Origin of the sequence: Nocardiopsis sp. TSRI0078, from assembly GCF_001905145.1 — a bacterium.
Classification (GTDB): Bacteria; Actinomycetota; Actinomycetes; order Streptosporangiales; family Streptosporangiaceae; genus Nocardiopsis.
This window is the reverse complement of sequence record NZ_LWLB01000014.1, coordinates 20,352-44,836: the sequence shown is the minus strand read 5'-3', so window position 1 is coordinate 44,836 and position 24,485 is coordinate 20,352. Positions and strand designations below refer to the sequence as shown.

At 71.9% G+C, this 24,485-nt stretch carries 23 protein-coding genes; 6 read left to right on the top strand and 17 right to left on the bottom strand.

Features of this window, described 5'->3' with window-relative positions:
- Nucleotides 1-78 precede the first annotated feature (78 nt).
- From A6A08_RS13205 to A6A08_RS13165, 9 genes are all read right to left on the bottom strand, one after another.
- A complete protein-coding gene (locus A6A08_RS13205; protein WP_073702891.1) occupies nt 79-1,725 on the bottom strand; it encodes a glycoside hydrolase family 10 protein in 1,647 nt (548 codons plus the stop codon).
- Nucleotides 1,726-2,251: 526 nt separating this feature from the next.
- Nucleotides 2,252-3,271 carry a YihY/virulence factor BrkB family protein gene (locus tag A6A08_RS13200; protein WP_073702890.1) on the bottom strand — a complete coding sequence of 340 codons (1,020 nt, stop codon included), beginning with the start codon at nt 3,269-3,271 and terminating at the stop codon, nt 2,252-2,254.
- A 109-nt stretch (nt 3,272-3,380) separates the two neighbouring features.
- On the bottom strand, nt 3,381-3,956 hold the full coding sequence (locus A6A08_RS13195) for a DUF3618 domain-containing protein (protein ID WP_073702889.1): 576 nt from the start codon (nt 3,954-3,956) through the stop codon (nt 3,381-3,383).
- Nucleotides 3,932-4,384 (bottom strand): phage holin family protein, encoded by a 453-nt coding sequence (locus tag A6A08_RS13190; RefSeq protein ID WP_073702888.1) that lies wholly within the window; start codon nt 4,382-4,384, stop codon nt 3,932-3,934. Before A6A08_RS13190 ends, A6A08_RS13195 begins: the two co-directional genes overlap by 25 nt.
- Before the next feature lie 11 nt (nt 4,385-4,395).
- Nucleotides 4,396-5,049, bottom strand: coding sequence for a hypothetical protein (locus A6A08_RS13185; protein ID WP_073702887.1), 654 nt, complete (start codon nt 5,047-5,049; stop codon nt 4,396-4,398).
- A 184-nt stretch (nt 5,050-5,233) separates the two neighbouring features.
- The gene (locus A6A08_RS13180; protein WP_073702886.1) at nt 5,234-6,823 is read right to left on the bottom strand and encodes a sodium/solute symporter; all 1,590 of its coding nucleotides are present in this window, start codon (nt 6,821-6,823) and stop codon (nt 5,234-5,236) included.
- Between the two features lie 9 nt (nt 6,824-6,832).
- Nucleotides 6,833-7,300 (bottom strand): universal stress protein, encoded by a 468-nt coding sequence (locus tag A6A08_RS13175; RefSeq protein WP_242422551.1) that lies wholly within the window; start codon nt 7,298-7,300, stop codon nt 6,833-6,835.
- A gap of 236 nt (nt 7,301-7,536) precedes the next feature.
- Nucleotides 7,537-8,757, bottom strand: a complete 1,221-nt coding sequence (locus A6A08_RS13170) for a cation:proton antiporter (RefSeq protein WP_073702884.1) — start codon at nt 8,755-8,757, stop codon at nt 7,537-7,539.
- A 170-nt stretch (nt 8,758-8,927) separates the two neighbouring features.
- Nucleotides 8,928-9,272: a UBP-type zinc finger domain-containing protein gene (locus tag A6A08_RS13165; RefSeq protein WP_073702883.1), complete on the bottom strand. Its 345-nt coding sequence runs from the start codon at nt 9,270-9,272 to the stop codon at nt 8,928-8,930.
- Between the two features lie 157 nt (nt 9,273-9,429).
- Here A6A08_RS13165 and A6A08_RS13160 point away from each other — a divergent pair, with 157 nt between their 5' ends.
- The gene (locus A6A08_RS13160) at nt 9,430-10,197 is read left to right on the top strand and encodes an enoyl-CoA hydratase/isomerase family protein (protein ID WP_073702882.1); all 768 of its coding nucleotides are present in this window, start codon (nt 9,430-9,432) and stop codon (nt 10,195-10,197) included.
- A 121-nt stretch (nt 10,198-10,318) separates the two neighbouring features.
- A complete protein-coding gene (gene argG, locus A6A08_RS13155) occupies nt 10,319-11,776 on the top strand; it encodes an argininosuccinate synthase (RefSeq protein WP_073702881.1) in 1,458 nt (485 codons plus the stop codon).
- 88 nt (nt 11,777-11,864) lie between these two features.
- On the opposite strand, the gene A6A08_RS13150 is transcribed toward argG, so the two are convergent.
- From A6A08_RS13150 to A6A08_RS13135, 4 genes are all read right to left on the bottom strand, one after another.
- Nucleotides 11,865-12,836, bottom strand: a complete 972-nt coding sequence (locus A6A08_RS13150; protein ID WP_073702880.1) for an Lrp/AsnC family transcriptional regulator — start codon at nt 12,834-12,836, stop codon at nt 11,865-11,867.
- 130 nt (nt 12,837-12,966) lie between these two features.
- A complete protein-coding gene (locus A6A08_RS13145) occupies nt 12,967-14,622 on the bottom strand; it encodes an MFS transporter (protein ID WP_073702900.1) in 1,656 nt (551 codons plus the stop codon).
- 350 nt (nt 14,623-14,972) lie between these two features.
- The gene (locus tag A6A08_RS13140; RefSeq protein ID WP_073702879.1) at nt 14,973-15,980 is read right to left on the bottom strand and encodes a glycoside hydrolase family 11 protein; all 1,008 of its coding nucleotides are present in this window, start codon (nt 15,978-15,980) and stop codon (nt 14,973-14,975) included.
- 554 nt (nt 15,981-16,534) lie between these two features.
- Nucleotides 16,535-17,554 carry a LacI family DNA-binding transcriptional regulator gene (locus A6A08_RS13135; protein ID WP_073702878.1) on the bottom strand — a complete coding sequence of 340 codons (1,020 nt, stop codon included), beginning with the start codon at nt 17,552-17,554 and terminating at the stop codon, nt 16,535-16,537.
- Between the two features lie 115 nt (nt 17,555-17,669).
- Here A6A08_RS13135 and A6A08_RS13130 point away from each other — a divergent pair, with 115 nt between their 5' ends.
- From A6A08_RS13130 to A6A08_RS13120, 3 genes are read left to right on the top strand one after another with little or no spacing between them, the layout of a single operon-like run.
- Complete coding sequence (locus A6A08_RS13130; protein WP_073702899.1) at nt 17,670-18,806, top strand: Gfo/Idh/MocA family protein; 1,137 nt, start codon at nt 17,670-17,672, stop codon at nt 18,804-18,806.
- Nucleotides 18,799-19,704, top strand: coding sequence for a PmoA family protein (locus A6A08_RS13125; RefSeq protein ID WP_073702877.1), 906 nt, complete (start codon nt 18,799-18,801; stop codon nt 19,702-19,704). Before A6A08_RS13130 ends, A6A08_RS13125 begins: the two co-directional genes overlap by 8 nt.
- On the top strand, nt 19,701-20,447 hold the full coding sequence (locus tag A6A08_RS13120) for a cupin domain-containing protein (RefSeq protein ID WP_073702876.1): 747 nt from the start codon (nt 19,701-19,703) through the stop codon (nt 20,445-20,447). The genes A6A08_RS13125 and A6A08_RS13120 overlap by 4 nt, the downstream gene beginning before the upstream one ends.
- 205 nt (nt 20,448-20,652) lie before the next feature.
- Here the strand turns inward: A6A08_RS13120 and A6A08_RS13115 are convergent, their stop codons facing one another.
- The 4 genes from A6A08_RS13115 to A6A08_RS13105 form a co-directional block, all read right to left on the bottom strand.
- Entirely contained in the window at nt 20,653-21,228 is a 576-nt protein-coding gene (locus A6A08_RS13115) for a snapalysin family zinc-dependent metalloprotease (RefSeq protein WP_073702875.1), read from the bottom strand.
- Between the two features lie 635 nt (nt 21,229-21,863).
- Complete coding sequence (locus A6A08_RS27575; protein WP_242422527.1) at nt 21,864-22,211, bottom strand: hypothetical protein; 348 nt, start codon at nt 22,209-22,211, stop codon at nt 21,864-21,866.
- The gene (locus A6A08_RS13110) at nt 22,208-23,146 is read right to left on the bottom strand and encodes a polyprenyl synthetase family protein (protein WP_242422525.1); all 939 of its coding nucleotides are present in this window, start codon (nt 23,144-23,146) and stop codon (nt 22,208-22,210) included. Before A6A08_RS13110 ends, A6A08_RS27575 begins: the two co-directional genes overlap by 4 nt.
- A complete protein-coding gene (locus A6A08_RS13105) occupies nt 23,139-23,420 on the bottom strand; it encodes a hypothetical protein (protein WP_073702874.1) in 282 nt (93 codons plus the stop codon). Before A6A08_RS13105 ends, A6A08_RS13110 begins: the two co-directional genes overlap by 8 nt.
- A 643-nt stretch (nt 23,421-24,063) precedes the next feature.
- Here A6A08_RS13105 and A6A08_RS29135 point away from each other — a divergent pair.
- A complete protein-coding gene (locus A6A08_RS29135) occupies nt 24,064-24,195 on the top strand; it encodes a hypothetical protein (protein WP_274534037.1) in 132 nt (43 codons plus the stop codon).
- Nucleotides 24,196-24,485: the final 290 nt, after the last annotated feature.

Sequence of the window (24,485 nt, the reverse complement as noted above, 5' to 3'; positions counted from 1 at the left end):
GGCGGCCCCGGCCGCGGCGACGGCCGCGGGGACCGGTGGTCACCTGCTCCCGCGGCCGTCGCCGGGCACGCGCCCGCGTCAGGGTACGTACCTCGGGTTGCTCGGCCCGCTCTCGTGGTGCAGCCGGTCCAGGGCGGTCACGTAGTAGGTGCGTTCGCCCCCGACGCCGGGCGCTGTGAAGACCGTCTCACCGTTCCCGGAGGCGCGCACGGTCCCCACCATCGCGCGCGGGTCCTCGATCCCGCACGGGGCCCCGCCCCGGTTCGGCGTGCCGTCGAAGGCGTAGACCGCGTAGTAGGCGGGTGCCCGACCGCGGCCGGGGCGGATGGTCAGCCGGACGCCGCCGTCGCCCCGCTCGGCGCCGCCGACCTTGGGCGGTTCGGGAGCCGAGCCCCCGAGGTCCTCCTTGACCGGGATCAGGGCGGGCTGGGCGTAGTGCCGCTCGACCACGACGTCCATGGCGGACCGGGCGTTGGTGCGCAGCGACTCGGCGCTGAAGTAGACGTCGCCGTGCACGCCCGGGTGGGCGCGGTTGAACTCCAGGTGCCGGGCGAGCTCCTCCGGATCGGACCAGGCGCCCGCGTTGCCCGCCTTGTAGGCGGCCTGACCGATGTAGAGGTGTACGCCGGTCCCCTCGGTGACCCGCTCCCACCACGGGACCAGTACCGCGTAGTCGGCCACGCGAAGGCCGATCTCCCAGTAGACCTGCGGGTTGATGTAGTCGACCCAGCCCTCGCGGACCCACTTGCGGCTGTCGGCGTAGATCTGGCTGTAGGACTCGAAGCCGCCGGTGTCCGAGCCCGCCGGGTCGCTGGAGTCGTTGCGCCAGATCCCGAACGGGCTGATGCCGAACTTCACGTGCGGCTTGGCGGCGTGCACCGCCTCGTCCATCTCCGCCACCAGGAGGTCGATGTTGTCGCGCCGCCAGTCCTCGATGTCGGTGAACCCCCGGCCGTGCTCGGCGAAGGTGTCCCGGTCCGGGACCGTCTCACCGGACACCGGATAGGGGTAGAAGTAGTCGTCGAAGTGCACCCCGTCGAGGTCGTAGTTCTCGACCGCGTGCATCATCGCCTCGATGACGAACGCGCGGACCTCGGGGATCCCCGGGTCGTAGTAGAGCTTGCCGCCGTAGGGGAACACCCAGTCCGGGTTGAGCCTGGCGGGGTGGTCCCGGACCAGGCGCCCCGGGTCCTCGTGCATGGCCACCCGGTAGGGGTTGAACCAGCCGTGGAACTCCAGGTTGCGGGCGTGGGCCTCCTCGACGGCGAACTCCAGCGGGTCGTAGCCCGGGTCCGTGCCCTGCCTTCCGGTGATCCACTCCGACCAGGGCTCGTACGGGGACGGCCAGAACGCGTCGGCGGTCGGCCGGATCTGCACGAACACGGCGTTGAGGCCGTCGGCCCTGGCCTGGTCGTAGAGCTCGGTGAGCTCGGCCTGCTGCTCCTCGGGCGTCAGGCCCTGTTCGCTGGGCCAGTCGATGTTGACCACCGAGGCGATCCACTCGGCGCGCATCTGTCTCTTGGGCGGGGCCTGGGCGTCGGTCTGGCACGGTTCGGACCCGCTGTCGACGGCCTCGGCGGCCGCCACGGACACCGGGGCCGGCGCGTGGACCAGGGCCGCGGCGAGCACCGCGGCGAAGGCGCCGCACAGGGCGCCGGTGCGGGAGATCGAGGCCCGGGGCCCGGCGGCTCGGGACGCGGGACGGCTCCGGTTCGGGTACGCCAACGTGGTTCCTTCCGGCTTCTGTCGCGCTGACAGGGGCGTCGAGCCGGACGGGAGGGGTGTCGTGTCGGTACGTTCACCGCACCCCGCACCCGGCCCGGCCTCCAGAAGAAAACCTTCACGATTTACCGGGAGGACGCAAGGCTCCTACGCCAGTTTGGTGAGGATGTGTCGCGTGGGAACCCAAGTCATTGCGCTTCCGCGCCGGAAGGCGGACATGCCCTCTTCGGAGGGAGCGGAAAACGGGGTAGGGGGGGCAAGAGCCGGGCCCGGCCCCTTCCGGGACCTTTCCGACAACGCAGGGGAGTACCAGGCACCATGTTCGTCTTCTTCAGCAACCGACTCGGCTGCTTCCTGTCCCTCGTGGTCTCGGCCGCGCTGACGATCCTGCTCCTGCTGGTCCTCAACGCGCTCGGCTGATCCGCGGAGGCCGGAGCACCCGGGGCGGCAGAGCTCGGCCGGCCCGCCCCGCGACGGGGGCGGACCGGCCGGCGCCGTGTGCCGGGGCGGGTCCCCGGCGCGGGGACCGTCACTCCCGCTGCTCCTCCTTGTGCTTGCTGCCGGAGCGCCGGTGCTTCTTCTTGGGCTCGTCGCGCAGTTCCACGTAGGGCTCCTCGTCCGCGGGCTGCCCCCCGGAGATGGCCCGTCCGCGTTCGATCTCGGAGTTGAACTCCTCGCCCAGCAGGATCGCGATGTTGCTGATCCACAGCCACACGAGGAAGACCACCACCGTCGCCATGCTGCCGTAGGTCCTGCTGTAGGAGGCGAAGTTGGCGACGTAGAAGGCGAAGGCGGCCGAGGCGAGCAGCCAGAGCACGATCGCCAGCACGCTGCCCGGACTGACCCAGCGGAACCCGCGCTCGGCGTTGGGCGAGGCCCAGTACAGGAGCGCGATCATGAACACCACGATGAGCAGCACCACCGGCCACTTCGCGATGCTCCACACCGTCACCACGGTCGGTCCCAGGCCCAGCAGGTTGCCGAACCACTCCGCGACGCCGCCCGTGACGGTGACGGCCACCACCGTCACGGTCAGCAGGACGACCATCAGCAGGGTGACGCCGACCCGGATCGGCAGCGTCTTCCAGATCGGCCGCCCCTCGGGAACGTCGTAGACGACGTTGGAGGCACGCATGAACGCCGCGATGTAGCCGGAGGCCGACCACAGCGCGACGGCCAGGCTGATGATGCCGAACACGCCGGCCGCGGCCTGGTTGCCCTGCAGGTTCTCGATGACCGTCGTCAGGAGTTCGCCCGCCTGGGCGGGCATGGCCGCGGAGGCGTTCTCGGTCAGGATCCGCGTCGCCGCGGGCCCGGCCAGGCCGAGCAGGGACAGCAGGACCAGGAGCGCGGGAAAGATGGACAGGATCGCGTAGTAGGTGAGACCGGCGGCGAGGTCGCTCAGGCCGTCCTTGCTGAACTCACTGAAGGTTCGGCGCAGCGACGACCCCCACGAGGAAGCCGACATGTCGGTCGGCTCGGTCGGTGTCCGGGTCTCCTCCCGGGAGGAGGGGCCACTGCCCGGATCCGGAGAGTGACGTTCGGCCATCGACTGCTCCTTCTCTCACGGGCCTCCGCGGGCCCGGCCCCTTCCGTTCGGCACCGCCGTCGGCGTCCCGGCGGTGCCGAACGGACACGGGCCCTCGTGTGCCGGTCCGCTAGGAACGGCGCATCTCGTCGGCGGCGGACTTCGCCTGGTGCTGGGCGTGCTCGCCGGTCGTCTGCGCGGCCTCCGAGGCACTGCCCTTCAGGTGCTCCCCGGCGGACCGCGCGGACTCCGTCGCCTGCTCCTTCACGTGCTGGGCGGACTCCGTCACCGCCTGCTTGGCCGGCTCGATCACCGGGGCGGCGCGCTCGCCCACCCGCTGCGCCGCGCGCTGCTCCGCACGGCTCTCGGAGATGACCGAGGCGGCCAGGAGCCCGGCGCCGAAGGCGATCAGCCCGGCGGCGATGGGGTTGCCCTGCGTCTGGTGCGCGGCCCGTTCCGGAACGGACCTCGCCATGTCGGTCGCCTGGTGGGCGGTGTGTCGCATCTGTCCGGACACCTCCTGTGACGACGGGGTCGAGCCCATGACCCGTTCCTTCAGGTGCTGGGCCCTGTGCCGGACCTGCCTGGTGCGCCGCTCCACGATGTTGCGCGGGTCGGCCCTGTTGGCCAGGCGGTCGGTGTCACGGGTCAGCTCGGAGCGGGTGCGCTCGATGTCCTGCCTTATCTGGTCGGGTGTTTCGCCCATTGCGCGTCCTCCCTGAGGGTCTCGATGGTGCGTTCCGGCTTGGGGGAGACCTCGCGCATGCGGCTGCGGCCCATGACGAACAGGACCCCGCCGACGATCGCCCACAGCACCGCCACGACCAGCGCCGCCCAGCCCAGGCCGATGAGCTCGGCCAGGCCGAACATGAGCGCGAGGCTGGCCAGCAGCACCGCCAGGTAGGCGGCCACCGCGGCCCCGCCGAGCATGCCGGTGGCCTTGCCGGCCTTCTGCGCCTCCTCGCGGACCTCCGCCTTGGCCAGCGCGATCTCCTGCCGGAACAGCGTCTGCAGATCGCCGGTCACCTCACCGAGGAGCTCGGAGAGCGACCGGTCCTCTCCTGCCTCGTCCCTGCTCGGGGCCGGTCCTGCCTCACCCCTGTTGCTCGGGGACGGGCCGGGAATCGTTGCCATGTCAGCTCCCTTCAGAGGGTCCGCCCCGGCGTCCCCGGGTCCTCGGGCGGCTGCCCGGGGTGTTCCCGGGACGCGGCGGACTGCTGGAACGGTGGAACGGAACCACTGGAGCCGGTCTCGCTCTGCCGCGGCATCGGCGGCCCCGCCCTCTCACCGGAGGAGATCGCCTCGGGCGATCCGCCCTCCTGGGCCTGTCCGCCGTCGGAGGAGGACGCCTTGAGGACGCGTCCGAGCGCGAACCCGGCCAGCGCCGCGCCGGCGAGGAAGGCCATCGGCCTGCGCTGGGCGAAACTCCTGGCCTCCTCCAGCAGGCCGTCCACACCCCGCTCGTCCAGGAAGTCGGCGGCGCCCCGGCCGCCCTGCGCGACCTGGTGCACGACGCCGCTCACCGGGGACTGCGGGTTTCCCTGGTCCGCCATGGACGACAGTTCCTCGGACCACTGGCGCAGGTTCTGCGAGGTCCGCCGGGTCTGCTCCCTGGCCTCCTCACGGAGCCGGGACTGGACGTCGCCTGTGACGTGCATGGCCTCCGAACGGGCTTCGTCGGCGAGGGAGCGTGCCTGCTCCCCGGCCGTGGACGCGACCTCGCTCGCCGTACCGCGAGCGGTCCCGGCCATGCGGTCGCCCTTGTTTCCGAGCCCGCCTGTTCCCTCTTGCGAGTGCATCACCAAGCCTCCTTGGAGTCGGGCTGTTACTCGGTTGTGACCGCGACTACCCCGGGTCCGTCCGGCCATGCATGTGAAACGGGAGGTTGTGGTCCCCTTCGTTCCCGCGGGAGAACGCGGCGGAAACCGTGCCGGGAGGACGGACCCCTCCGCGAACGGGTGTGAGCGCTGTTCTGCTCCCGCGTCAGACGAAGGGCGCGACCGAGCAGACGGTGGCCACGCCGAGGGCCAGTGCGAGCACGCGGTAGTTCTTGTACCACGGTGTTCCGGCCAGGTCCTCGGTCTCCTTGCGCCAGGTCGCCCTGCTCCAGGTGATGTCGGAGACCTTCTCCTCCGGCGGCGCCTGGGTCGTCAGGGAGACGGTCACGAACACCGCCAGACTCAGCACGAGCATGATGCCTGTCGCGTACAGGAACTGGATGTCGAACATCCCGAAGACCTCGGTGAGAAAGAACGCGAGCAGCCCGAACGGGACCACGGCCAGGGTCCACACACCCGCCGGGACGGACGCGCGCTTCCAGAACAGTCCGCCCAGCAGGACCACGACCAGGGGCATGGTCACGTAGCCCAGGAACGACTGGAAGTAGGCCACGATGCCGGAGAAGGTCGTGATCACCGGTGCCCACAGGGACGCCGCCAACAGGAAGAGACCGACCAGGATCCGCCCGATGGCGAGCAGCTGCCGTTCGGTGAACTCACGCCTGCGCGTCTTGATGAAGTCGTTGACCACGAGGCTTGAGGCGCCGTTGAGTACCGAGTCCAGCGTGGACATCAGGGCGAAGAGGAGCGCGGCGATGATGACGCCGCGCAGCCCCACGGGGACGAAGTCGAAGATCAGGGCGGGCCAGATCATGTCGCTGTCGGGCACCTCGTCGGCGTCGTAGATGCCGCGCCCCAGGACCCCGGGGAAGATGAGCAGGACCAGCACGGGAAGCTGCAGGGCTCCGGCGAACAGCGCGCCCCACCGGCCGTGGTCGATGTTCTTGGCCGCCAGGACCCGCTGGACGACGATGTGGTTGGTCACCCACACGTAGAACGACAGCCAGATCGCACCGGTGAAGATGCCCGGCCAGGGCAGGAAGTCGTCGTCGGCCGGCGGCGCGACCGTGAACCCGCCCTCCGGCGCCAGTTCGGGCAGCACGGACCAGTCGAAGTCGAACTGGGCGAACACGGTGACGAAGAGCGCGGCACCGGCGCTGAACAGCACCACACCCTGGATGGTGTCGGTGACCATCACCGACTTCAGGCCGCCGACCAGCACGTACCCTCCGCCGAGCAGGGCGATGATCGCGATGTGCACCCCCAGCGGTACTTGGGGGAACAGCAGGGACAGCACCAGCGATCCCGCGAACATCGCGCCGGCGCTGTCGAGCAGCATGGCCGTGATGACGGTGAACGCGGAGAAGGCGTAGCGGGCCCGGCGGTCGTAGCGGCGTTCGAGGAACTCGGGCACCGTCGTGATCCTGGACTGGAGGTAGAAGGGCAGGATCAGCAGGGCGAACACGAGCAGTACGAGCGTCGCGACCCACTCGTAGTTCCACACGGAGATGCCTGACTCGAACCCGGCCCCGGCCAGGCCCAGGTACTGTGTGCCGCCGAACTGGGTCGCGTAGAGGGAGAACCCGACCACCGGCCAGACCATCGTGCGGCCGGCGAGGAAGTAGCTCTCGGACCCCTCCTGCTTGCGCCCGACCCAGAGGGCGACGCCCACGACCGCGGCCACACTCACCACGACGGCCGCCATGTCCAGGGGGGTCAGTCGGAAGTCCGGCACGGAAGTCTCCTAACGGTGGTCCTGGTCGGGGTTTTCCGGCAGAGTCCGGGAGATGCTCCGGTAGTCCTCGGTATGGACGACCAGGACCGAGCAGCGGGCCTCTCGGACCAGGTGCACGGACACGTCGCCCAGGATGTAGCGCTGTCCCGGATTCCCACCGCGGGCACCCACCACGAGCAGCCCCGCGCCCCACTCCATGGCGGTGTCGGTCACCGCCGCCTCGATTCGCCTGCCCAGCCGGACCTCGGCGTGCTCGGGTTCGATTCCTCCGGCGGAGAGTTCGGCGACGCGCCGCCCGACGAGTACCCGGCCCTGTTCGCGTAGCCGTTCGACATGGGCCGGAGCGGCCGGTACCCCGACCACGGTCGGTGACAGCGCTTTGACATGCACGAGTGACAGGGACGAGCCTGTGGCGCGCACCAGTTGCGCCGCCGTGTCGACGGCTCTGTCGGACTCCGGCGAACCGTCGTCCGCCACGAGGACATGTGTGGGAAACGAGACCACGAGCGGACCTCCCGATCACTGAAGCCACATCCGAGTGGTTCGGCACGCTACCCGTCCAGGTCTTCGACGAACGGCTATGACGCTCGGTGTTCATGGATTCCGTGAACGTGGGGGAGAGGAGTTCTGGAACGTGGGTGCCCCGCACACGCGGGAGGGCCCCGTGGTCCGCTCGGCGCACGGCCGGGCTCACCGGCCCACCACGCCCCCGCTCAGGAGTCCCGGCCGCCCCCTTCCGGGGAGCGGGCGTACAGCTTGCGGAAGGGCGACGAGGTGATGCCGTGCGCGACCACGCTGGCCGTGACGGCCAGGCTGACGGCGGCGAACAGGCGAGGGTCGTGCACGCCCTCGTGGGCGGAGTGCGCCGCGTAGAAGAGCGCGCTGACACCCATCGGACCGAACCACCCGGTGAAGGCGGCACCGCGCGGCCGCAGTTCCAGCGGCCGGGTGAAGGCCATCAGCAGGGGCGGACGGCGCAGCAGCAGGACGGCGAGCACGAAGGCGGGCGCGGCCAGCCCGAAGCCGATCCACTCGTTCCACGGAAGGGCCGTGCCGAGCAGGACGAACACGGGCAGGGCCAGGTAGCGGTTGACCGCCTCGTCGATGTTCTGCTGCGGGCCGCGCTCCCCCCTGCGGACCGTCCAGTTGTAGGCCAGTCCCGCGACGAAGACGGCGAGCACCCCGCCCACCCCGACCAGGCGCGCCACCCCGAGCACGGAGACGGCGAGCAGCAGGGTGAAGACGAGCGAGGGCCCCTCCTCCAGTTCCCGCCGGCTGGTGGCCGCCTCCATCGCCTTGCCCGCGGCCGCTCCCAGGACCGCGCCCAGGGCCACGGCTCCCACGACCTCCAGCAGCAGGCGCCCCACCGCGTCTCCGGGACCGGTGAGCGGGAGCACGGCGGCCGCCGCGGTCCCCACCAGGAGCAGGGCGAGCCCGTCGTTGGCACCGCTCTCCCCGGTGAGGAGCTGTCGCACACGCGCGGGCAGGTCGCGCTCGGCCGGGCCCCCGGTCACCACCGACGCGGCGAGCACGGGGTCGGTGGGGCACAGGCAGGCGCCGACCAGGGCCGCCAGGGCCAGCGGCAGCCCGAGCATCAGTGCCGCGGCACCGGTCACGACCGCCGCGAGCGGCATGACGACGCACAGCAGCAGCGCGAACTGGGGCAGCAGTCCGCGTATGGAGGTCACGGGGAACCGCAGCGCCGCCGTCATGACCGAGGCGGCAAGCAGGAGACGGGTCCCCTCCAGGAGGAGGGAGTCCCGTGTCTCGGTGGAGAGGGGGAACAGGTCGAGCACGTAGGGTCCCACGGCCACGCCGAGCAGCAGGGAGAACAGCGGGCCGCTCAGGGGCAGTTCCCGGATCCGGTTGCTGAACAGTGCGAGAAGCAAGCTGAGCGTGCCGATGGCCGCGTACGCCAAGTGAAGGGAGTTCATGTGGATGCTTCCTCTGCCGCCTCGCGTCCGTGTCGGATGGGGGATCGCGCGGTACCCCGCGGTACCGCCTCCGCCGGAGCAGCTACCCATCGCCCCGCTCCGCACGCCGGACCGGTGGCGACGGGAGGCGGGTGGCGGGCCGCACGGGTGGAGCGTGTGGGACCGCCCCGCTACCGGTGGACGCGCTCCCTCCAGTCGGGCGGGACGCGGTCGGCCGGTCCGGGCACCGGCTGGTCCGGCGGGCGCGAGGCCGGCGGCGCCAGGTCCGGGCCACGGCTCGCCTTCTGGGAGCGGAAGTCGAAGAACCAGTCCTCCCCCGGCTCGAAGCTCCGGATGACCGGGTGCCCGGTGTCCCGGTAGTGGCGGGTGGCGTGCTGCCCGGGCGAGCTGTCGCAACAGCCCACGTGCCCGCAGGCCGCGCACCGGCGCAGGTGGACCCACCAGCCGTCGCCCGCGAGGCACTCCTGGCAGCCGGGGCCGCTGGGCGGGACGGTCGTGTCGATCTCGTCGCTCATGGCGCCACGCTACTCACCTGGACCCCGCCAGGCTCGGACAACGCTCCGTGTCGGCGGGGTTGCGCGGGAAAACGGGGAGGGCGCGGTCGTCCGCGGACGGAGGGCGGCCCGGTAGCCTCGTCGCCGGCCACTCCCGAACGAACCTGGAAGGCTCCCCATGAGCGAGGAACTGTCCGTCCGCGTCGACGGGCACGTCGGTGTCCTGGAGATCCACCGGCCGCCCAACAACCACTTCGACCGCGGCCTCCTCGGGGAACTCGCCGACGCCGCCGAGGAGCTGGCCGGCTCCGGCGGCTGCCGCGCCCTCGTGCTGTGCTCGGAGGGCAGGAACTTCTGCGCCGGAATGGACTTCGCGGCGGGCGGGGTCGGCGACGACCCGGTCCGGACCCTCGGCGCCATCTACGGGCAGGGGCTGCGCCTGTTCTCCCTCCCGGTACCCGTGGTCGCCGCCGTCCAGGGCACGGCGGTGGGCGGCGGCCTGGGGCTGGCCTGCGCTGCGGACTTCCGGGTGGCCGCGCCCTCCACCCGCTTCCACGCCAACTTCGGGCTCCTGGGCCTGCACCAGGGCTTCGGCCTGAGCGTGTCCCTGCCCGGGATCGTCGGCCGGCAGAGGGCCGCCGACATGCTCTACACCGCCCGCCGGGTGTCCGGGGCCGAGGCCCACGCCATCGGCCTGGCCGACCTGCTGGTGGACGAGGGCGCCGTCCGGCGGGCGGCCGTGGACCACGCCCGCAGCATCGCCGCCTCCGCCCCGCTGGCGGTGCGCTCGATGAGGTCCACGCTCCGCGCCGACCTGCTCGCCGCGCTGCCCGCCGCCCTGGACCGGGAGGTCGTCGAACAGGTCAGGCTGCTCGGCACCAAGGACAACCAGGCCGGGATCGCCGCCTCCCTCGACCGCGTCAGGCCCACCTTCACCGGGGAGTAGACCGCCTCCCCGGGCGCGGCCGACCCCCTTCGGCGGGGCCGGGTCCGCGGCCGGAGGGCACGGGAAGCCCCTGCCCACCTTCGATTTGAATTATCATTCATCTGCATGCATACTTATTTCCATGTCTAAGGTGCTCACCTCTCTGCCCGTCGGTGAACGTGTCGGGATCGCCTTCTCCGGGGGTCTCGACACCTCCGTGGCGGTCGCGTGGATGCGCGAGAAGGGCGCTATCCCGTGCACCTACACCGCCGACATCGGCCAGTACGACGAATCCGACATCGCCTCGGTGCCCGGACGCGCCGCCGACTACGGCGCGGAGGTCGCCCGGCTGGTCGACGGTCGTGCGGCCCTGGTGGAGGAGGGGCTCGCGGCTCTGGCCTGCGGGGCGTTCCACATCCGGTCCGGCGGCCGCGCCTACTTCAACACCACCCCTCTCGGGCGGGCCGTCACGGGCACCCTGCTGGTGCGCGCGATGCTCGAGGACGGCGTGCAGATCTGGGGCGACGGCTCCACCTTCAAGGGCAACGACATCGAGCGGTTCTACCGCTACGGTCTGCTCGCCAACCCCTCCCTGCGCATCTACAAGCCCTGGCTGGACGCCGACTTCGTCAACGAGCTCGGCGGCCGCAAGGAGATGTCCGAGTGGCTGACCGAACGCGGTCTGCCCTACCGGGACAGCGCTGAGAAGGCCTACTCCACCGACGCCAACATCTGGGGCGCCACGCACGAGGCCAAGGCCCTCGAACACCTCGACACCGGCATCGAGATCGTCGACCCCATCATGGGCGTGCGCTTCTGGGACCCCGAGGTGGAGATCCCCGCCGAGGACGTCACGATCGGCTTCGAGCGGGGGCGGCCGGTGACCATCAACGGCAAGAGCTTCCCCTCCGCCGTCGACCTGGTGCTGGAGGCCAACACCATCGGCGGCCGCCACGGCCTGGGCATGTCCGACCAGATCGAGAACCGCGTCATCGAGGCCAAGAGCCGGGGCATCTACGAGGCGCCGGGCATGGCGCTCCTGCACGCGGCCTACGAGCGGCTGGTCAACGCGATCCACAACGAGGACACCATCGCCGCCTACCACAGCGAGGGGCGGCGCCTCGGCAGGCTCATGTACGAGGGCCGCTGGCTGGAGCCGCAGGGCCTGATGCTGCGCGAGTCGCTGCAGCGCTGGGTGGGCATGGCGATCACCGGCGAGGTGACCCTGCGCCTCCGGCGCGGTGAGGACTACTCGATCCTGGACACGACCGGACCGGCGTTCAGCTACCACCCGGACAAGCTGTCCATGGAGCGCACGGAGGACTCCGCGTTCGGACCGATCGACCGCATCGGCCAGCTGACCATGCGCAACCTCGACATCGCCGACTCCCGCGCCAAGCTGGAGGAGTACGCCCGGCTCGGCATGGTCGGCGACGGCTCCACCCCGGCGTCGATCGGCGCGGCCCAGGCGGCCTCGACCGGACTGATCGGCGCGATGCCCGAGGGCGGCGCCGAGGCGATCGCCGCCCGCGGACAGGACTACGACGACGGCGACGTGGGTCTGCTCGACCACGCCGCCATCGACTCCGGTACCGACTGAGACACGGTTCCCGGTCCGTCCCGCCCGAAGGTCCGGGCGGGGCGGACCGCGCCGTGTACGGCGCGGGTGCCCCGCGTCCCCGCCCGCGTCAGGGGGCCGGGTAGGTCAGGGTCTTGACCCGGCGCAGGGTGAGGGTGGTCTCGGCCGTCCGTACGCCGTCCAGGGCGCCGATCCCCTCGCTCAGGTAGGCGTACAGGTCGCCGGTGGTGCGGCACAGCAGGGACAGGGCGAGGTTGGCCGGGCCGGTGACGGCCGCGGCGAAGCGCACCTCGCTGTGGTCGGCCACGGCGCGTCCCGCGTCGGCGAGCGCGTGCGGGGCCACGGTCAGCCAGCACATCGCCTCGACGCCCTGGCCCAGGGGCTCGTGGTCGTACTCGACGGCGAAGTAGAGCACTCCCGTGGCACGCAGCCGCTCCAGACGCCGCCCGACCACGGCCTCGGACCGGCCGGTGGCCGCCCGCAACCGGGCGAGTGCGGCACGGCCGTCCTGGCGCAACTCGGCCAGCAGGGCCTCGTCGACGGCGTCCAGCACGATCGGCGCCGCGGTGGGTTCAGTGGCCGGAGGGCGCAGGGCGGCCTCCTCATCGGCCTCCAGCGCGCTGGTCTTGCGCAGCCATCCCAGCGGGCCGCCGTAGAAGGAGTGCAGGATGCAGTGGGCGCTGACGGAGGTGACGCGCGGGGTGCGCTGCAGGCGCTCCAGGAGCAGTTCGTCGCGCTCGCGCCTGGTGCGCGGACGCATCACGCACACCACCTCGGTGCCGCCGGAGGCCAGGTCGACGTACTGGGTGTCGGGGCGTCTGGCCAGTGCGAGGGCCAGGGGTCCGGCCACGTTGGGAGTGCAGCCCAGGCGGACGATCCAGCTGTCCCGGCCCAGGCGGCCGTCGTCGGTCATCCCGGTCACCCGGAGGCGGGCCGTGGTGCGCAGCCGTCCGAACCGGCGCGCGATGGTCTGGTCGGACACGCCCAGCACCCGTGCGATCCGGCTGAAGGGCGCCCGGCCGTCCAGCTCCAGCGCCTGCAGCAGCTTCAGGTCGAGCACGTCGAGTGTCTGGGGCGCCACAAGGTTCTCCTGTGCGGGGTCGCCGCGGAACGCGCATGCGGCCCGCGGCGACGACGGTGCGGCCGGTCGGTGCCATCGTAGGAGCCCGGGGCGGCCGCGGCGGGCAGGTCCGGCCTCCCCGGAAGCCGCCTCACCCGCCGGTGCCCGCCGCTTCGGTCCCGCCCCGGTGCGCGGCGGCGGTGGCCCGCACGGCGCCCTCGTCCTCGGGGCCGTTGCGCCCCGCCTCCGCCGCGGCGGTTTCCACGCGCGGTGCGGCGGTGTCCGCGCTTCGCGGGCGGCGCAGCAGGACGGCGGCGGCCACGGCCGCCAGTACCAGCAGGACCGCGGAGACGAGCAGGCACAGGCGCAGGCCGTCCAGGAACGCCGCGGACACGGCCTCCAGCGCGCGGCCGGTGTCCGCGCCCATGTCCAACCCGGCCACCGCGCCCAGCCCGTCCTCCTGGGCGGTGCGGGCGATCCGCTGTGCCTGGTCACCGCCCAGGCCCGCCTCGTCCAGACGAGCGGGGAGGGCGTGCACCACCCTCACGGTCAGCAGGGTGCCCAGGAGGGCGGGCCCCAGGGCGCCGCCCACCTGCCGGAAGGCGTTGCTGCCCGCGGCCGCCATGCCGGCCTGGTGCGGGGGCACCGCGGCGACGGCGGTGCCCGTGATGCACGGGAAGGCGATGCCCAGGCCCAGCCCCAACAGGCACAGGCGCCAGGACACCGACCACAGGGAGGTGTCCGCGCCGAGCGCGGTCAGGCTCACCAGGGCGCCCGCCGCCACCAGCAGGCCGACGGTGATGAGCACCCGGGCCGACACGCGCTGCATCACCCGTCCCATCACCAGGCCCAGCAGCATGCACACCACGTTGACCAGCACCATGCGCACCCCCGACTCCAGGGTGCTCAGCTGCTGCACCACACCGAAGTACAGGCTCAGCACGAAGAAGAAGCCGATCAGCCCCAGGAAGCTGACCAGGGCGGCGAGGGTGGAGGCGACGAAGGCCGGGCTGCGGAACAGCGACAGGTCCAGCATGGGGGAGGGAGCACGCCTCTCCACCACCACGAAGGCGACGGCGCCGACCGCGGCCAGCGCCAGCGCCAGGACCGTCCTCGGATGCGTGAACGACTCGGCGCCGCCCTCGATCACCCCGTAGACCAGTGCGGTGACCGCCACCGCGGCCGTGATCTGCCCGGGCCAGTCGAGCCCGCGCCCGCCCGGGGCGCGGGACTCCTCCAGCAGCCGCGCGGCGACGGCCATGGTCAGCAGCGCCACCGGCACCGGCAGCAGGAAGACCCACCGCCACTCGGCGTACTCCAGCAGCACCCCGGCGATCAGCGGCGGTCCCGCCATGGCCGCCATCATGCAGGTGGTCCACAGGCCGATGTACCTGCCGCGCTCGCGCGGACCGGGCGCCGCGTGGCTGACCAGCGCCAGTGTCACCGGCAGCAGTGCGGCGGCACCCGCCCCGGCCAGCGCCTGCCCGACCCACACGGCCTCCACGGAGGAGGCGCACAGCGACACCAGGGCGCCGGCCGCGCACAGGGCCAGGCCCACCTGGTAGACCTTCTTGCGGCCGTGCACGTCGCCGAACACCCCGGCGGTGAGGATCAGCGCTGCCACCGGTAGTACGAAGGCATCGGACACCCACGACAGCTGCGCGGTGGAGGCGTCCAGCGCCTGCTGGAGCGCCGGCAGGCTCACCATGACGGTGGTCACCGGCAGGTAGGCGACGAAGACCCCCGCGCAGGCCAGCGCGATCGTGGCTCTTCGCGTGCGCGCGGCCCGCGCACTCCCACGTGACATGTTCACGGACATCCTTCCCGGCAGCGCGACACGCTGCGCCCGACTGCGACCGCACCACTTTGCGCCGCGTTCGCCGGACCGGGCCAGCCGGCACCCCCTCGACCACGTGAATCCGACATCCGAACCCGGTCCGCGCGGGATTTCCTCCATCCACGGCATCCGGGCCGCGGGGCCGTGGACGGGGCGCCGCGGCCACGGCGCCCCCACGAGCCGGTCGGACGCGGTGTCCGGGGCGCGTGCGGCGGTGACGTGCGGGCGGCCCGCCGCCCGTGTCCGGGAGCGTGCGCACAGGTGCGGCGCGGCGGCCGGGGCCGCCGCGCCACGGGTGCGGTGTCAGGGGTGTCCGGGGGTCAGTTCGCGCTGCAGGAGACCGTCGGCCAGGTCCAGTTGCCGTTGTGGTCGATAGTCACGCCCCAGTTGTTGCCGTTGCCGTTGGGCCTGGCGGTCAGTACCTGGGAGCTGGGGTAGCTGGCGCTGACGTTCCACGTGGCGCTGATCTTCGCCGGGGACGGAACGTTCATCGTCACGGTCCAGTCGCTCGATCCGCTGACCGAGACGTCGAGGTTGTAGCGGTCGTTCCACTGCTGGCCCGCGGACAGGGTCGCGGTGCAGCCACCACCGCCGCCTCCTCCGCCACCACCGCCTCCTCCTCCGCCGCCTCCGGAGGAGCCCAGGGTGATGTTGGAGTTCCCGCTGCTCTGGTAGCCCTCCGTCGCCATGATCATGTAGTCGTGGCTGCCCAGGTTCATGCCGGCGCGGGCCCAGGCGTCGAAGTGATTGCCGGCGGTGATGGTTCCGCCCGTCCTCCTCGTCTGCCGGACGCTCCAGTACTGGTCGAAACTCCTGGTGCCCTCGATGGAGGGGGCGTTGGTCCGCCTCGTCTTGTAGATGTCGTACGTGCCGCCGTCGCTGGTGACCGTGCCCATGTGCGTTCCGGTGGGCCGGTAGGTGCCCCAGTTGTCGACGATGTAGTACTCCACGAGGGGACCTCTCGTCCACCCGTAGAGGGTCAGGTACGCGTTGCCGGACGGGTTGAAGCTTCCCGAGTAGTTCACGGTCCGGCGTCCGCCGGTGGCCCATCCCTTGCCGGCGACGAAGTTCCCGGTGTTGCTCCATGAGGTGCTGTAGTTGCCGCCGGATCCCAGCTCCATGGAGACCGTTCCGGGGCTGTCGGTCCAGAAGGAGTAGAAGTAGCCGTTGTTGTTGCCGGTCTGGTTGGAGGTGATGGCCGCCGCGGCGGTGCCCGGGAGCATCGCCATGGCCGTGACCAGCGCCACCGCGACGGCGCAGACACGGCCGACGAGCAGTCTGGCGGGGCTGCGCCCGCGGCTCCTCGGGCGGGCGGGGGAGTCGTTCATGTGTGCTTCCTCCTCGTGGGGGGTCGGGGGGTAGGAGGCGTGACACGACCCGGTGGGGCGGCCGGTTGTCGTGCGGTCGCCGACCGGAGGCGTGTCACTTTGGGTGACTATGGCTGACCTTGGGTGAGATCGGCCGATAGTGACAGTGTCCGGTCGGCTCCGCTGCGTTGTCAATAATTTCCGGAAGATTCCGGATATATTCTTCTCCAGGGTCCTCCCGGAAGAACGTCCTGCCTGGCCCCCGGACTGGCTGGGGCGGCACGGGGGTGGACGCTGGACTTTTCCGAAACTTTCCGAACCATGCGGCGCCGGACGCCCCGGGGATCCGGGCCGCCACCGGCGCCCGCGACCACGGCCTGATCTGACCCGGCGCCCGCGCAGGCGGGCTCCTTCGCGCCCGGAGCCCGTGCCCGACCGGGCCGGGCGGGCGTGCCGTGGGAGAGGGGTTCGGGGAAGGCGGCCGGGACCTGGCCGTGCCCGCCGTGGGGGAGGGGGCGTTCACCCACCTCCCCGGACGCATGGACGGTGCCGGTACCGGAGGAGGCCGGCGCCTTTCACGCCCGTTCCGGCCCCGGGCCGGTGGACTCACGCCAGATGATCCTGTTGAGCGGTGCGTCCGACACCTCCGGCACCGTTCCCCGGACCGCGGCGACCAGGCGCCGCATGGCGTCGGCACCCAGCCGCTCGCGGTCGACGTCGACCGTCGTGAGCGCCGGCGAGAGGTAGGCGCCCACCGGGTGGTTGTCCCAGCCCGTCACGCTGAGGTCCCCCGGTACGCTCCAGCCGCGTTCGAGGGCTCCGCGGACCACGCCGGCGGCCACCACGTCGTTCGCCGCGATGACGGCGGTGACGCCGCCGTCCTCCGGCAGGGAGCGCACGGCCTCGCGGCCGGACTCGGCCGACCAGTCGCCGTCGACCACGCCGTACGACTCCAGGCCGAGGCGTTCGACCGTCGTCAGGTACGTCTGCTTGCGCTCACGGGCCGAGGCGAAGCCCAGGGAGCCCGAGACGTGCAGGAAGCGCCGGTGGCCGGCCCCGGCCAGGCCCTCGACGAGGTCGGCGACGACCGAGCCGTCGGCGAGCCCGCCGATACCGCGCATGTCGTCGTCGAGGTCGGCGGAGACGACGACCGGTGCGCTCGCGTTCGGCTCCTGGCCGGCGTCGGAGACGAGCGGAGCCAGGGAGAGGACGCCCTCCACCTGCCCCGAGTCGGCGAGTTCGCGTGTGCGCTCGGCCCGGGCCCCGGGGCCGCCGTCCACACTCAGGACCTCGACCACGAAGCCCTCCGCGCGAGCGGTGGCGACGGCGCCGGCGAGCATCCGGTCCGGACTGAAGGAGCTCATGCCGGGCAGCAGGATCGCCAGGCGCCCGGTCCGCCGTGTGCGCATCGACCGCGCGATGAGGTTGGGGCGGTAGTCGAGCTCCCTGATCGCGGCGTCGACCCGTGCTCTGGTCGACTCCTTGAGCCCTCCGCTGAAGCGGAGGTAGCGCGAGACCGTCTGGTGGGAGACCCCCGCGACGCGGGCGACCTCCTTGATGGTCGGTCGCCGCCGCGGTGTCGCGGACATGGGCATCGGACCCCTTCCGTGTGCGGGAGGCACCCTTGACGTGGAGTGTGAACGATCACTATCTTAGGCCGCACCACAAATAGTGAACGTTCACTTTTTCTCTGAGTCCCCAGGGGTGCCCGTGTCCGATCCCAGTCCCCCCGTCCGTACGGCCGTCGTCGGCAGCGGCGCGATCGCCAGGGGCGTCCACCTTCCCGCGCTCGCCGACATGGGCGACCGGGTCCACCTCGCCGCCCTGGTCGACGTCGACGAGGCGCTCGTGGCGGAGACCGCGGACGCATGGGGCGTCCGGGGCCGGTACACCGACGTCCACGCCATGCTCGCCGCCGAGTCACCCGACCTCGTGGTCGTCTGCACCCCGCCCGTCGCCCACAAGGACACGGTGATCGCGGGTCTGGACGCCGGCGCCTGGGTGTGGTGCGAGAAGCCGCCGGCCCTCTCCCTCGCCGAGTACGACGAGGCCGCCGCACACGAGGGCGAGCACGGCCCCTTCGCGGGCTACGTGTTCCAGCACCGGTTCGGTTCGGGTGCCGAGCGCCTGCGCCGCCACATCCGCCAGGGCACACTCGGCCGCCCGCTCGTCGGCGTGTGCAACACCCTCTGGTACCGGGACCCGGAGTACTTCGGGGTCCCCTGGCGCGGCCGGTGGGACACCGAGGGCGGGGGCCCGAGCATGGGGCACGGCATCCACCAGATGGACCTCATGCTCTCGCTGCTCGGCGACTGGACCGAGGTCACGTCCGTGATGTCCACGATCGCGCGGCCCGTCCAGACGGAGGACGTGTCGATGGCGATCGTGCGCTGCGAGTCGGGGGCGAAGATCTCCGTGACCAACAGCCTGCTCTCGCCCAGGCAGACCAGCTACCTGCGCTTCGACTTCGAGGACGCCACGGTCGAGCTGGAACACCTCTACGGCTACGACAACGCGCACTGGCGCTGGACGCCGGCGCCGCACGCCGACCAGGAGGGAGCGGTCGCCTCCTGGCAGCCGGAGGAGAACGTGCCGAGTTCGCACAGGGCCCAGCTCGGTTCGCTGCTCGACTCGATGGAACGCGGCGAGCGCCCCCGCGCCAGCGGCCACGACGGACGGCGCGCACTCGAACTCGTCGCGGGGATGTACCAGTCCGCCGTGCTCGGAGAGACGGTACGGCGTCGGGAGCTGACCCCCGAGAGCGGTTTCTACCACTCCATGTACGGAGGCGACGCACGAGCCGCCGCGTCCGCCCTCACCCGAACGGAGCCGAGCACCAGTGCCTGAGAAGCCCCTCCTGTCCAGGAACGACGACGCGCTCACCGTCACGGTGGGCGGCACCGAGATCGCGCGCTACGTGCCGCGCCCCGACGCTCCGGCCGTCGAGGCCCCCAAACCCTTCCTGCATCCGCTGCGCACACTCGGCGGAGCCCCGCTGACCGCCACGCGGCCGTGGGACCACCGCTGGCACAAGGGCCTCCAGATGACCTGGTCCCATGTCTCGGGGCAGAACTTCTGGGGCGGCCCGACCTATGTGCACGGCAGCGGCTACGAATGGCTCGACAACGTCGGCTCCATCCGTCACGAGCACTTCGAGGGCATCGACGAACGCGACGACGAGGTCATCCTCACCGAGCGCCTCACCTGGTTGAACTCAGGGGGTGAGCGGTGGATCTCCGAGGCCCGCACGCACTGGTTCCACTCCGTCGACTCCGACCGCGGGCTGTGGGCGCTCGACTTCGCGACCGAGCTGGCCAACGTGCGGGGCAGCGCCCTCGAACTGGGCAGCCCCACCACCGCGGGCCGCGACGCCGCGGGCTACACCGGACTGTTCTGGCGCGGCCCCCGGGCGTGGACCGGGGGCGACGTGCTCGCGGCGAACGGCCGCACCGGCGCCGACGTCATGGGCACCCGGGCGGACTGGATCGCCTTCACCGGACAGCACGACGAGATCGACGGCGGAGCGACCGTCCTCTGCTTCGCCGGAACGACCAGCGGCTCCGCCCCGATCAGGTGGTTCGTGCGCTCGGAGCCCATCCCCGTGTTCAGCCCCTCGCCGTCGTTCGACGAGACGGTGACCCTCGAACCGGACGAGGTCCTCAGGCTCCGGCACCGACTGGTGTTCGTCGACCGGATGTGCGCCACCGAGGAGATCGGGCGACTCGCCAGGGAGTACACGCCATGAGGACACCCCGTTTTCCCGGAGGCACCGCCGTCAGCGGCCTCCAGGTCTACGACTGGGAGGCCCCGGACGGTCTGCACGGCGGCACGCCGCACGTGCACACCGCGTCGTCCGAGGCCTACGTCGTGGTCTCCGGCGGCGGAGAGGTGCACACCGTCACCCCGGAGGGCGTCGCGGCCGACGCGCTGACGGCCGGTACCGTCCTGTGGTTCGGTCCGGGCACGGTGCACCGCCTGGTCAACCACGGAGGGCTGGAGATCACCGTGGTCATGCAGAACTCGGGGCTCCCGGAGGCGGGCGACGCGGTCTTCACCTTCCCGCGTGCCGTGCTGGCCGACCGCGCCGCCTACGACGCCGCCGCCCACCTGCCCCAGGACGCCTCCGAGGAGGAGCGCGCCCACCGTGCCAGGGCCCGCCGCGACCTCGCCATGGAGGGCTACCTGGAACTCGTCGAGTCGGTGGGGGAGGGCGGCGGGGAGGCACTGCGGGAGTTCCACCGGCTCGCCGCGGAGGTGGTCCGTCCCCGCGTCGGGGCGTGGCGGGAGATCTGGCGCGAGAGCGTGGAAGAGGAGCTGGAGCTGACGCGGCGGCAGCTCGCGTCGCTGGCCCAGGGCGATCCGGGCATCATGCACGACGCCGCCGTGGTGCGTACCGAGCCGCTTCCCGGTCCACGGCACTTCGGTATGTGCGGACGGCTCCGCAAGTGGCGGCCGAGGAGCACCGGGCCGGAGGAGGAGGGGCGGTAGGACCCCCGGACCGGGCGGGCCCGAGCAGGGGGTCCACCGGCCCTGGGCCCCGGGCCGGGTGGACCGTGTCCGCGGTGGCCCGGGCGGGTGAGGGCCGTCGGCCGCCCGCGACGGCCGGCTCTCACGCGGGCGCGACGCCTCCGGCGCCGGCCCGCCGGTGCGGGTCGGCGCCGGAGGCCGTTGGGCCCGGAGCCGGTGCGCCTGTTCAGAAGCGGTCGACCAGGAGCTGCCCGTCGGTGGCGCGCTGGCCGGTCAGGCCGCTGCCGTAGTTGGCCTCGACCCGCGAGCGCTCGGAGGCGTTGGGGTAGGGGCTGGTGCAGTTCACGCCGCCGGTGGATCCCGACATCAGCGACGAGCACGGACCGGGCTTGGCGTCGGGCAGGCCCAGGCTGTGACCGAGCTCGTGCGCGGCGATGCGCACCGCGTCGTAGCCTGCGGCGGTGCCCTCGCGGCCCATCCAGACGGTGACCTGCCCGCCCGGGCGCACCGGGCCCAGGTGGGCGCGGGGCCAGCCGTTGTCGGCGATGATGCGGATCTCGGCGCGCCGTCCGAAGGAGGCGGGCTCCAGGCGGACGTTGCCGACGCTGGAGTTCCACACGCGCACGGCCGTGGAGACGGCGGAGGTGTACTCCGCGGCGCGGCTGGCGTCGTAGTACAGGACGGTCTGGCGCAGCGGCTGGGACTGCTCAGCGGGTGCCGCGGTGGCCGGTGCGGCGCCCACCAGCGTCAGCGCCAGCGCACTCAGGGCGATCAGGAGGGGTGTGAGGATGCGTCTCAGCATGGGGGGTCTCCCTGGGGGTGGGGTGCTGATTCTTTTGGTGACCCGGTGAGGTCGCCATGATGCTATGTGTAGTGACGTATCGCCACAAGATGTGCAGAACGCCTAATTTCGGCGCTGTACACCGACCTGGAGGTCCCGGGGCGGGGAGAACTGCTGGGATCTGCTCCGCGGGGATCCGCTCGCCCGTCGGCCGGCTCTGCCGGGGCAGCACGGGGTGGCGTGCCCGGCACTGCGGGCCCGGGTGCCGGTGGTTCCCCATGGCCGTGCTCGACTCCGGCCAGGCCGTGCCCCAGGTCCCCGGGCCGGCTCCTGCCGCCCCTGGGTGTGCGGCCGGTCATCCTCTTCGGGCCCACCGCCGGCCTTGGGGCTGAGAACCTGCGGAACACGGCTGAGGAGCGCCTCGGAGGAGTGCGGACCCCCAGGCCCTGCCCTGCTGCTCCAGATGGTCGGTGCGCTCAGTGGGCAAGGCGCGGTCGGCCTCGGCCAGGCTTGCGGCGTCCGCGATACGGATGCGGACACGCGCGGAAGGCCCCCACGGCGGCAGGGCGAGGCCCGGTGCGGGCAAGGCGCGAATCTGCTCGGGTACGTGACCGGGACCGGTGCCGGGCGTGCCGCTGCTCGCAAGGGGCCGTTGCTCAGGTGCGGAGCGTCAGGGGCGGTGGAGTCCAGCGGTCGGCGCGGTGGGCGGAGATGTGCACCTTGGCGTCGATGGAGAACAGCCGGGCCCTCTCCATCTCGCCCCAGTCGACCCAGGCCGGCGGTGTGGCGGTGGCGTGCAGGTATTCGCGGGCGACGTCCGGCAGTCCGTCGGGCAGGTCCTGGCCGGCTGTGGAGAAGTAGCGCATGAGGGTGTTGAACTTGCCGGCCTCCCCGCGTGCGAACAGTGCGTCCACCGTCGCGTCGGCGAGTTCGCCTCCCATGAGCCGCAGCGCTTCCATGTGGGCGAGGACGGCGGTCGCGGCCTGGACGCGCTGGGCGATCATCTCCTCGACACGGTCGGGGCCCCGGTGCGTCGCGTGATCGCCCGCACTCTCGACAGGCCGTCGGCGCCCAGGCCGCGTCGGCCGAGCAGGCCGCGTAGCTCCCGGCGTTCGGCCGCGGTGGCGGTCGACCAGATCTCGGCGAGCAGGGCGGTCGGCCGGTTGCCTCGGACGTCGTCCAGGTTCGCCTTGCCCGTGCGTTTCGGATCGCCGAAGAGCCCCAGCAGGTCGTCCCGCAGCTGGAGGGCCTCCCCCAGGGCAAGTCCGTAGGCGGTGAAGGCCTCCATCAGCGTGCCCGGAGCACCGGCCATCGCGCCACCGGCGCGCAGGGGGTGCTCGACCGTGTACTTGGCGGTCTTGTGCCGGATGACCTGGAGTGATCGGCCCGTGTCGGGCCGGGAACCGGTGCGCAGGACCTCCAGGCACTCTCCGGCGATCAGCTCCCTGGCCATGACCGCCCACAGCTCGCGTGCGCGGGACAGGTAGGCCGCGGGCAGGCCGCAGAGGAGGAACAGCTGCGCGGCCCACGACATCAGCGGGTCCCCGGTCAGCAGGGCCAGGGAGCGGCCCCCGGCCTGCGGCCGCGCCCTGCCGGTGAACGCGGCGCGCAGGGCGACATGAGCGCTCGGCACGCCGTGTCGCATCGGGCTCTCGCCGATGGGGTCGTCGTGGACGACGGCCGCGGCGTGCACCAGATCCATCGCGGCGGCGGCCCTGACCAGCGCATCGCTGTCCGGCTGCCCGGCCGCGCGCCATCCCCAGTAGCAGAACGCGGCGCGCAGGCGCTTGCCGTCGGCCACCGCCACGGCCAGCTGCTCGGCCACCGGCAGCAGGTCGGCGTCGATGGCGAGGAGCCGGTCCGTCTCCTGCCGTGCGAACTCCTGCGACGCAGAGTCCACCCGGGTATGGGGCAGGATCTGCTCCTCGATCTCAGACATCGCTCTGACCGGGCCGGGAAGCGGCCCGCCGAGTAGGCAGTTCCATGTGGGACTCGGACGCGGGAGCGTACCGTCGCAGCGCCAGCCGGCCCCGCTGCCTCAGTTCCCCCCTGCCGTCCTGGGCCAGTTCGGCCAGGCCCGACCGGCTCAGCAGCTCCCCCGCTCTCTGCAGAGCCGTTCCGATACCACTGAACGCCAGGCCGGCGATCCCGGCCGCGACCAGCACCGGCTCGCCCGCATGGCCGCTCCTCGCACCGTCACCGGTGTACGACACAGCGTTCCCCCGTCTCCAGCTGACACGGAAAGGACCGTGGCGGAAAACGCGCGGCGGTTCCGGGGAGAGCTTTGTCCGGGCATCCGGGGCCGTTCTGGGTCCTTGTGGGTTGATCATCTTCTGCAATCACCGCTTTTGTCAGCGCGATGATGTGGTCTGGCTCGCTTTGTCGGTGTTCGGCGAAGATGTGGGCCCCGACAGAAACGGGCAGTTCGGAGAAAAAGTCGGCAAGGGCGCGGGGGTGCCCTGGTCCGGTCCGTGCCTTCGCAGGCAGTGGGTCTGCTCCATGTGGCGAGGTAGCCGCGCCAGAACAGGGTTCAAGCCAGGGTGAATATTACTGGAGGCGTGTCCGAAACGTGAGGAAAAGCCATGTCCGGGTCGGTCGCCTTCGGGTGCGGGTGAGCGCGCCCAGGCCACGGGGAGTCTTTTCGAACCCGCGTTCCGGGGTTGTGGCCTCACATTCCCTTCTGTCTAAGATGAAGGCAATGTGGGGGATTTTATTGTTCTCGGATTTTGTGTTCGTCCTGTGGGTTCCCTGGAGTCTCTGCGCGGAAAAGGTGGTGGACGAGCCCCGGACGTGTACCCCGAATCCGGGGCGACGGGGTACTGGCATGCTGTGGGCGAACCGGATGGTTGGCCGGTGGTGATCGCTTACAGCGGGTTCCTGTGGCGTGAGGAGTGCTCGCTGGTGGACTATCTCCTTCGAGTGACCGGGGGTGCGACGCGACTGCCCTGGCTGGTCGAGGGCGCGGTCCCCGACCCGGCGGGCCCGTGACATGGACGGCACATCACCGTACCGGGCTCGGGTCTGGGCTGCGGTGCTGTTGCCGGGACGTGTGTGCGGTCGACACGCCCCGACGGTCCCTGGGGCAGGGCTTCGCGGGTTGTTCGGCGGACGCGGCGATCCAGTCGTGGGTCACCCTCCTGCGACCCTCGGAGGGAAGGGACCTCGTCCGATCGGTGGTGCCGTCTGAGGCCGTGTGATGCCGCATGGTCCCGTGTCAGTACGGCACCGCGGAGCACAACCGGGGCGCACATCGGTGACTGATGGCATCCGACGGCGCC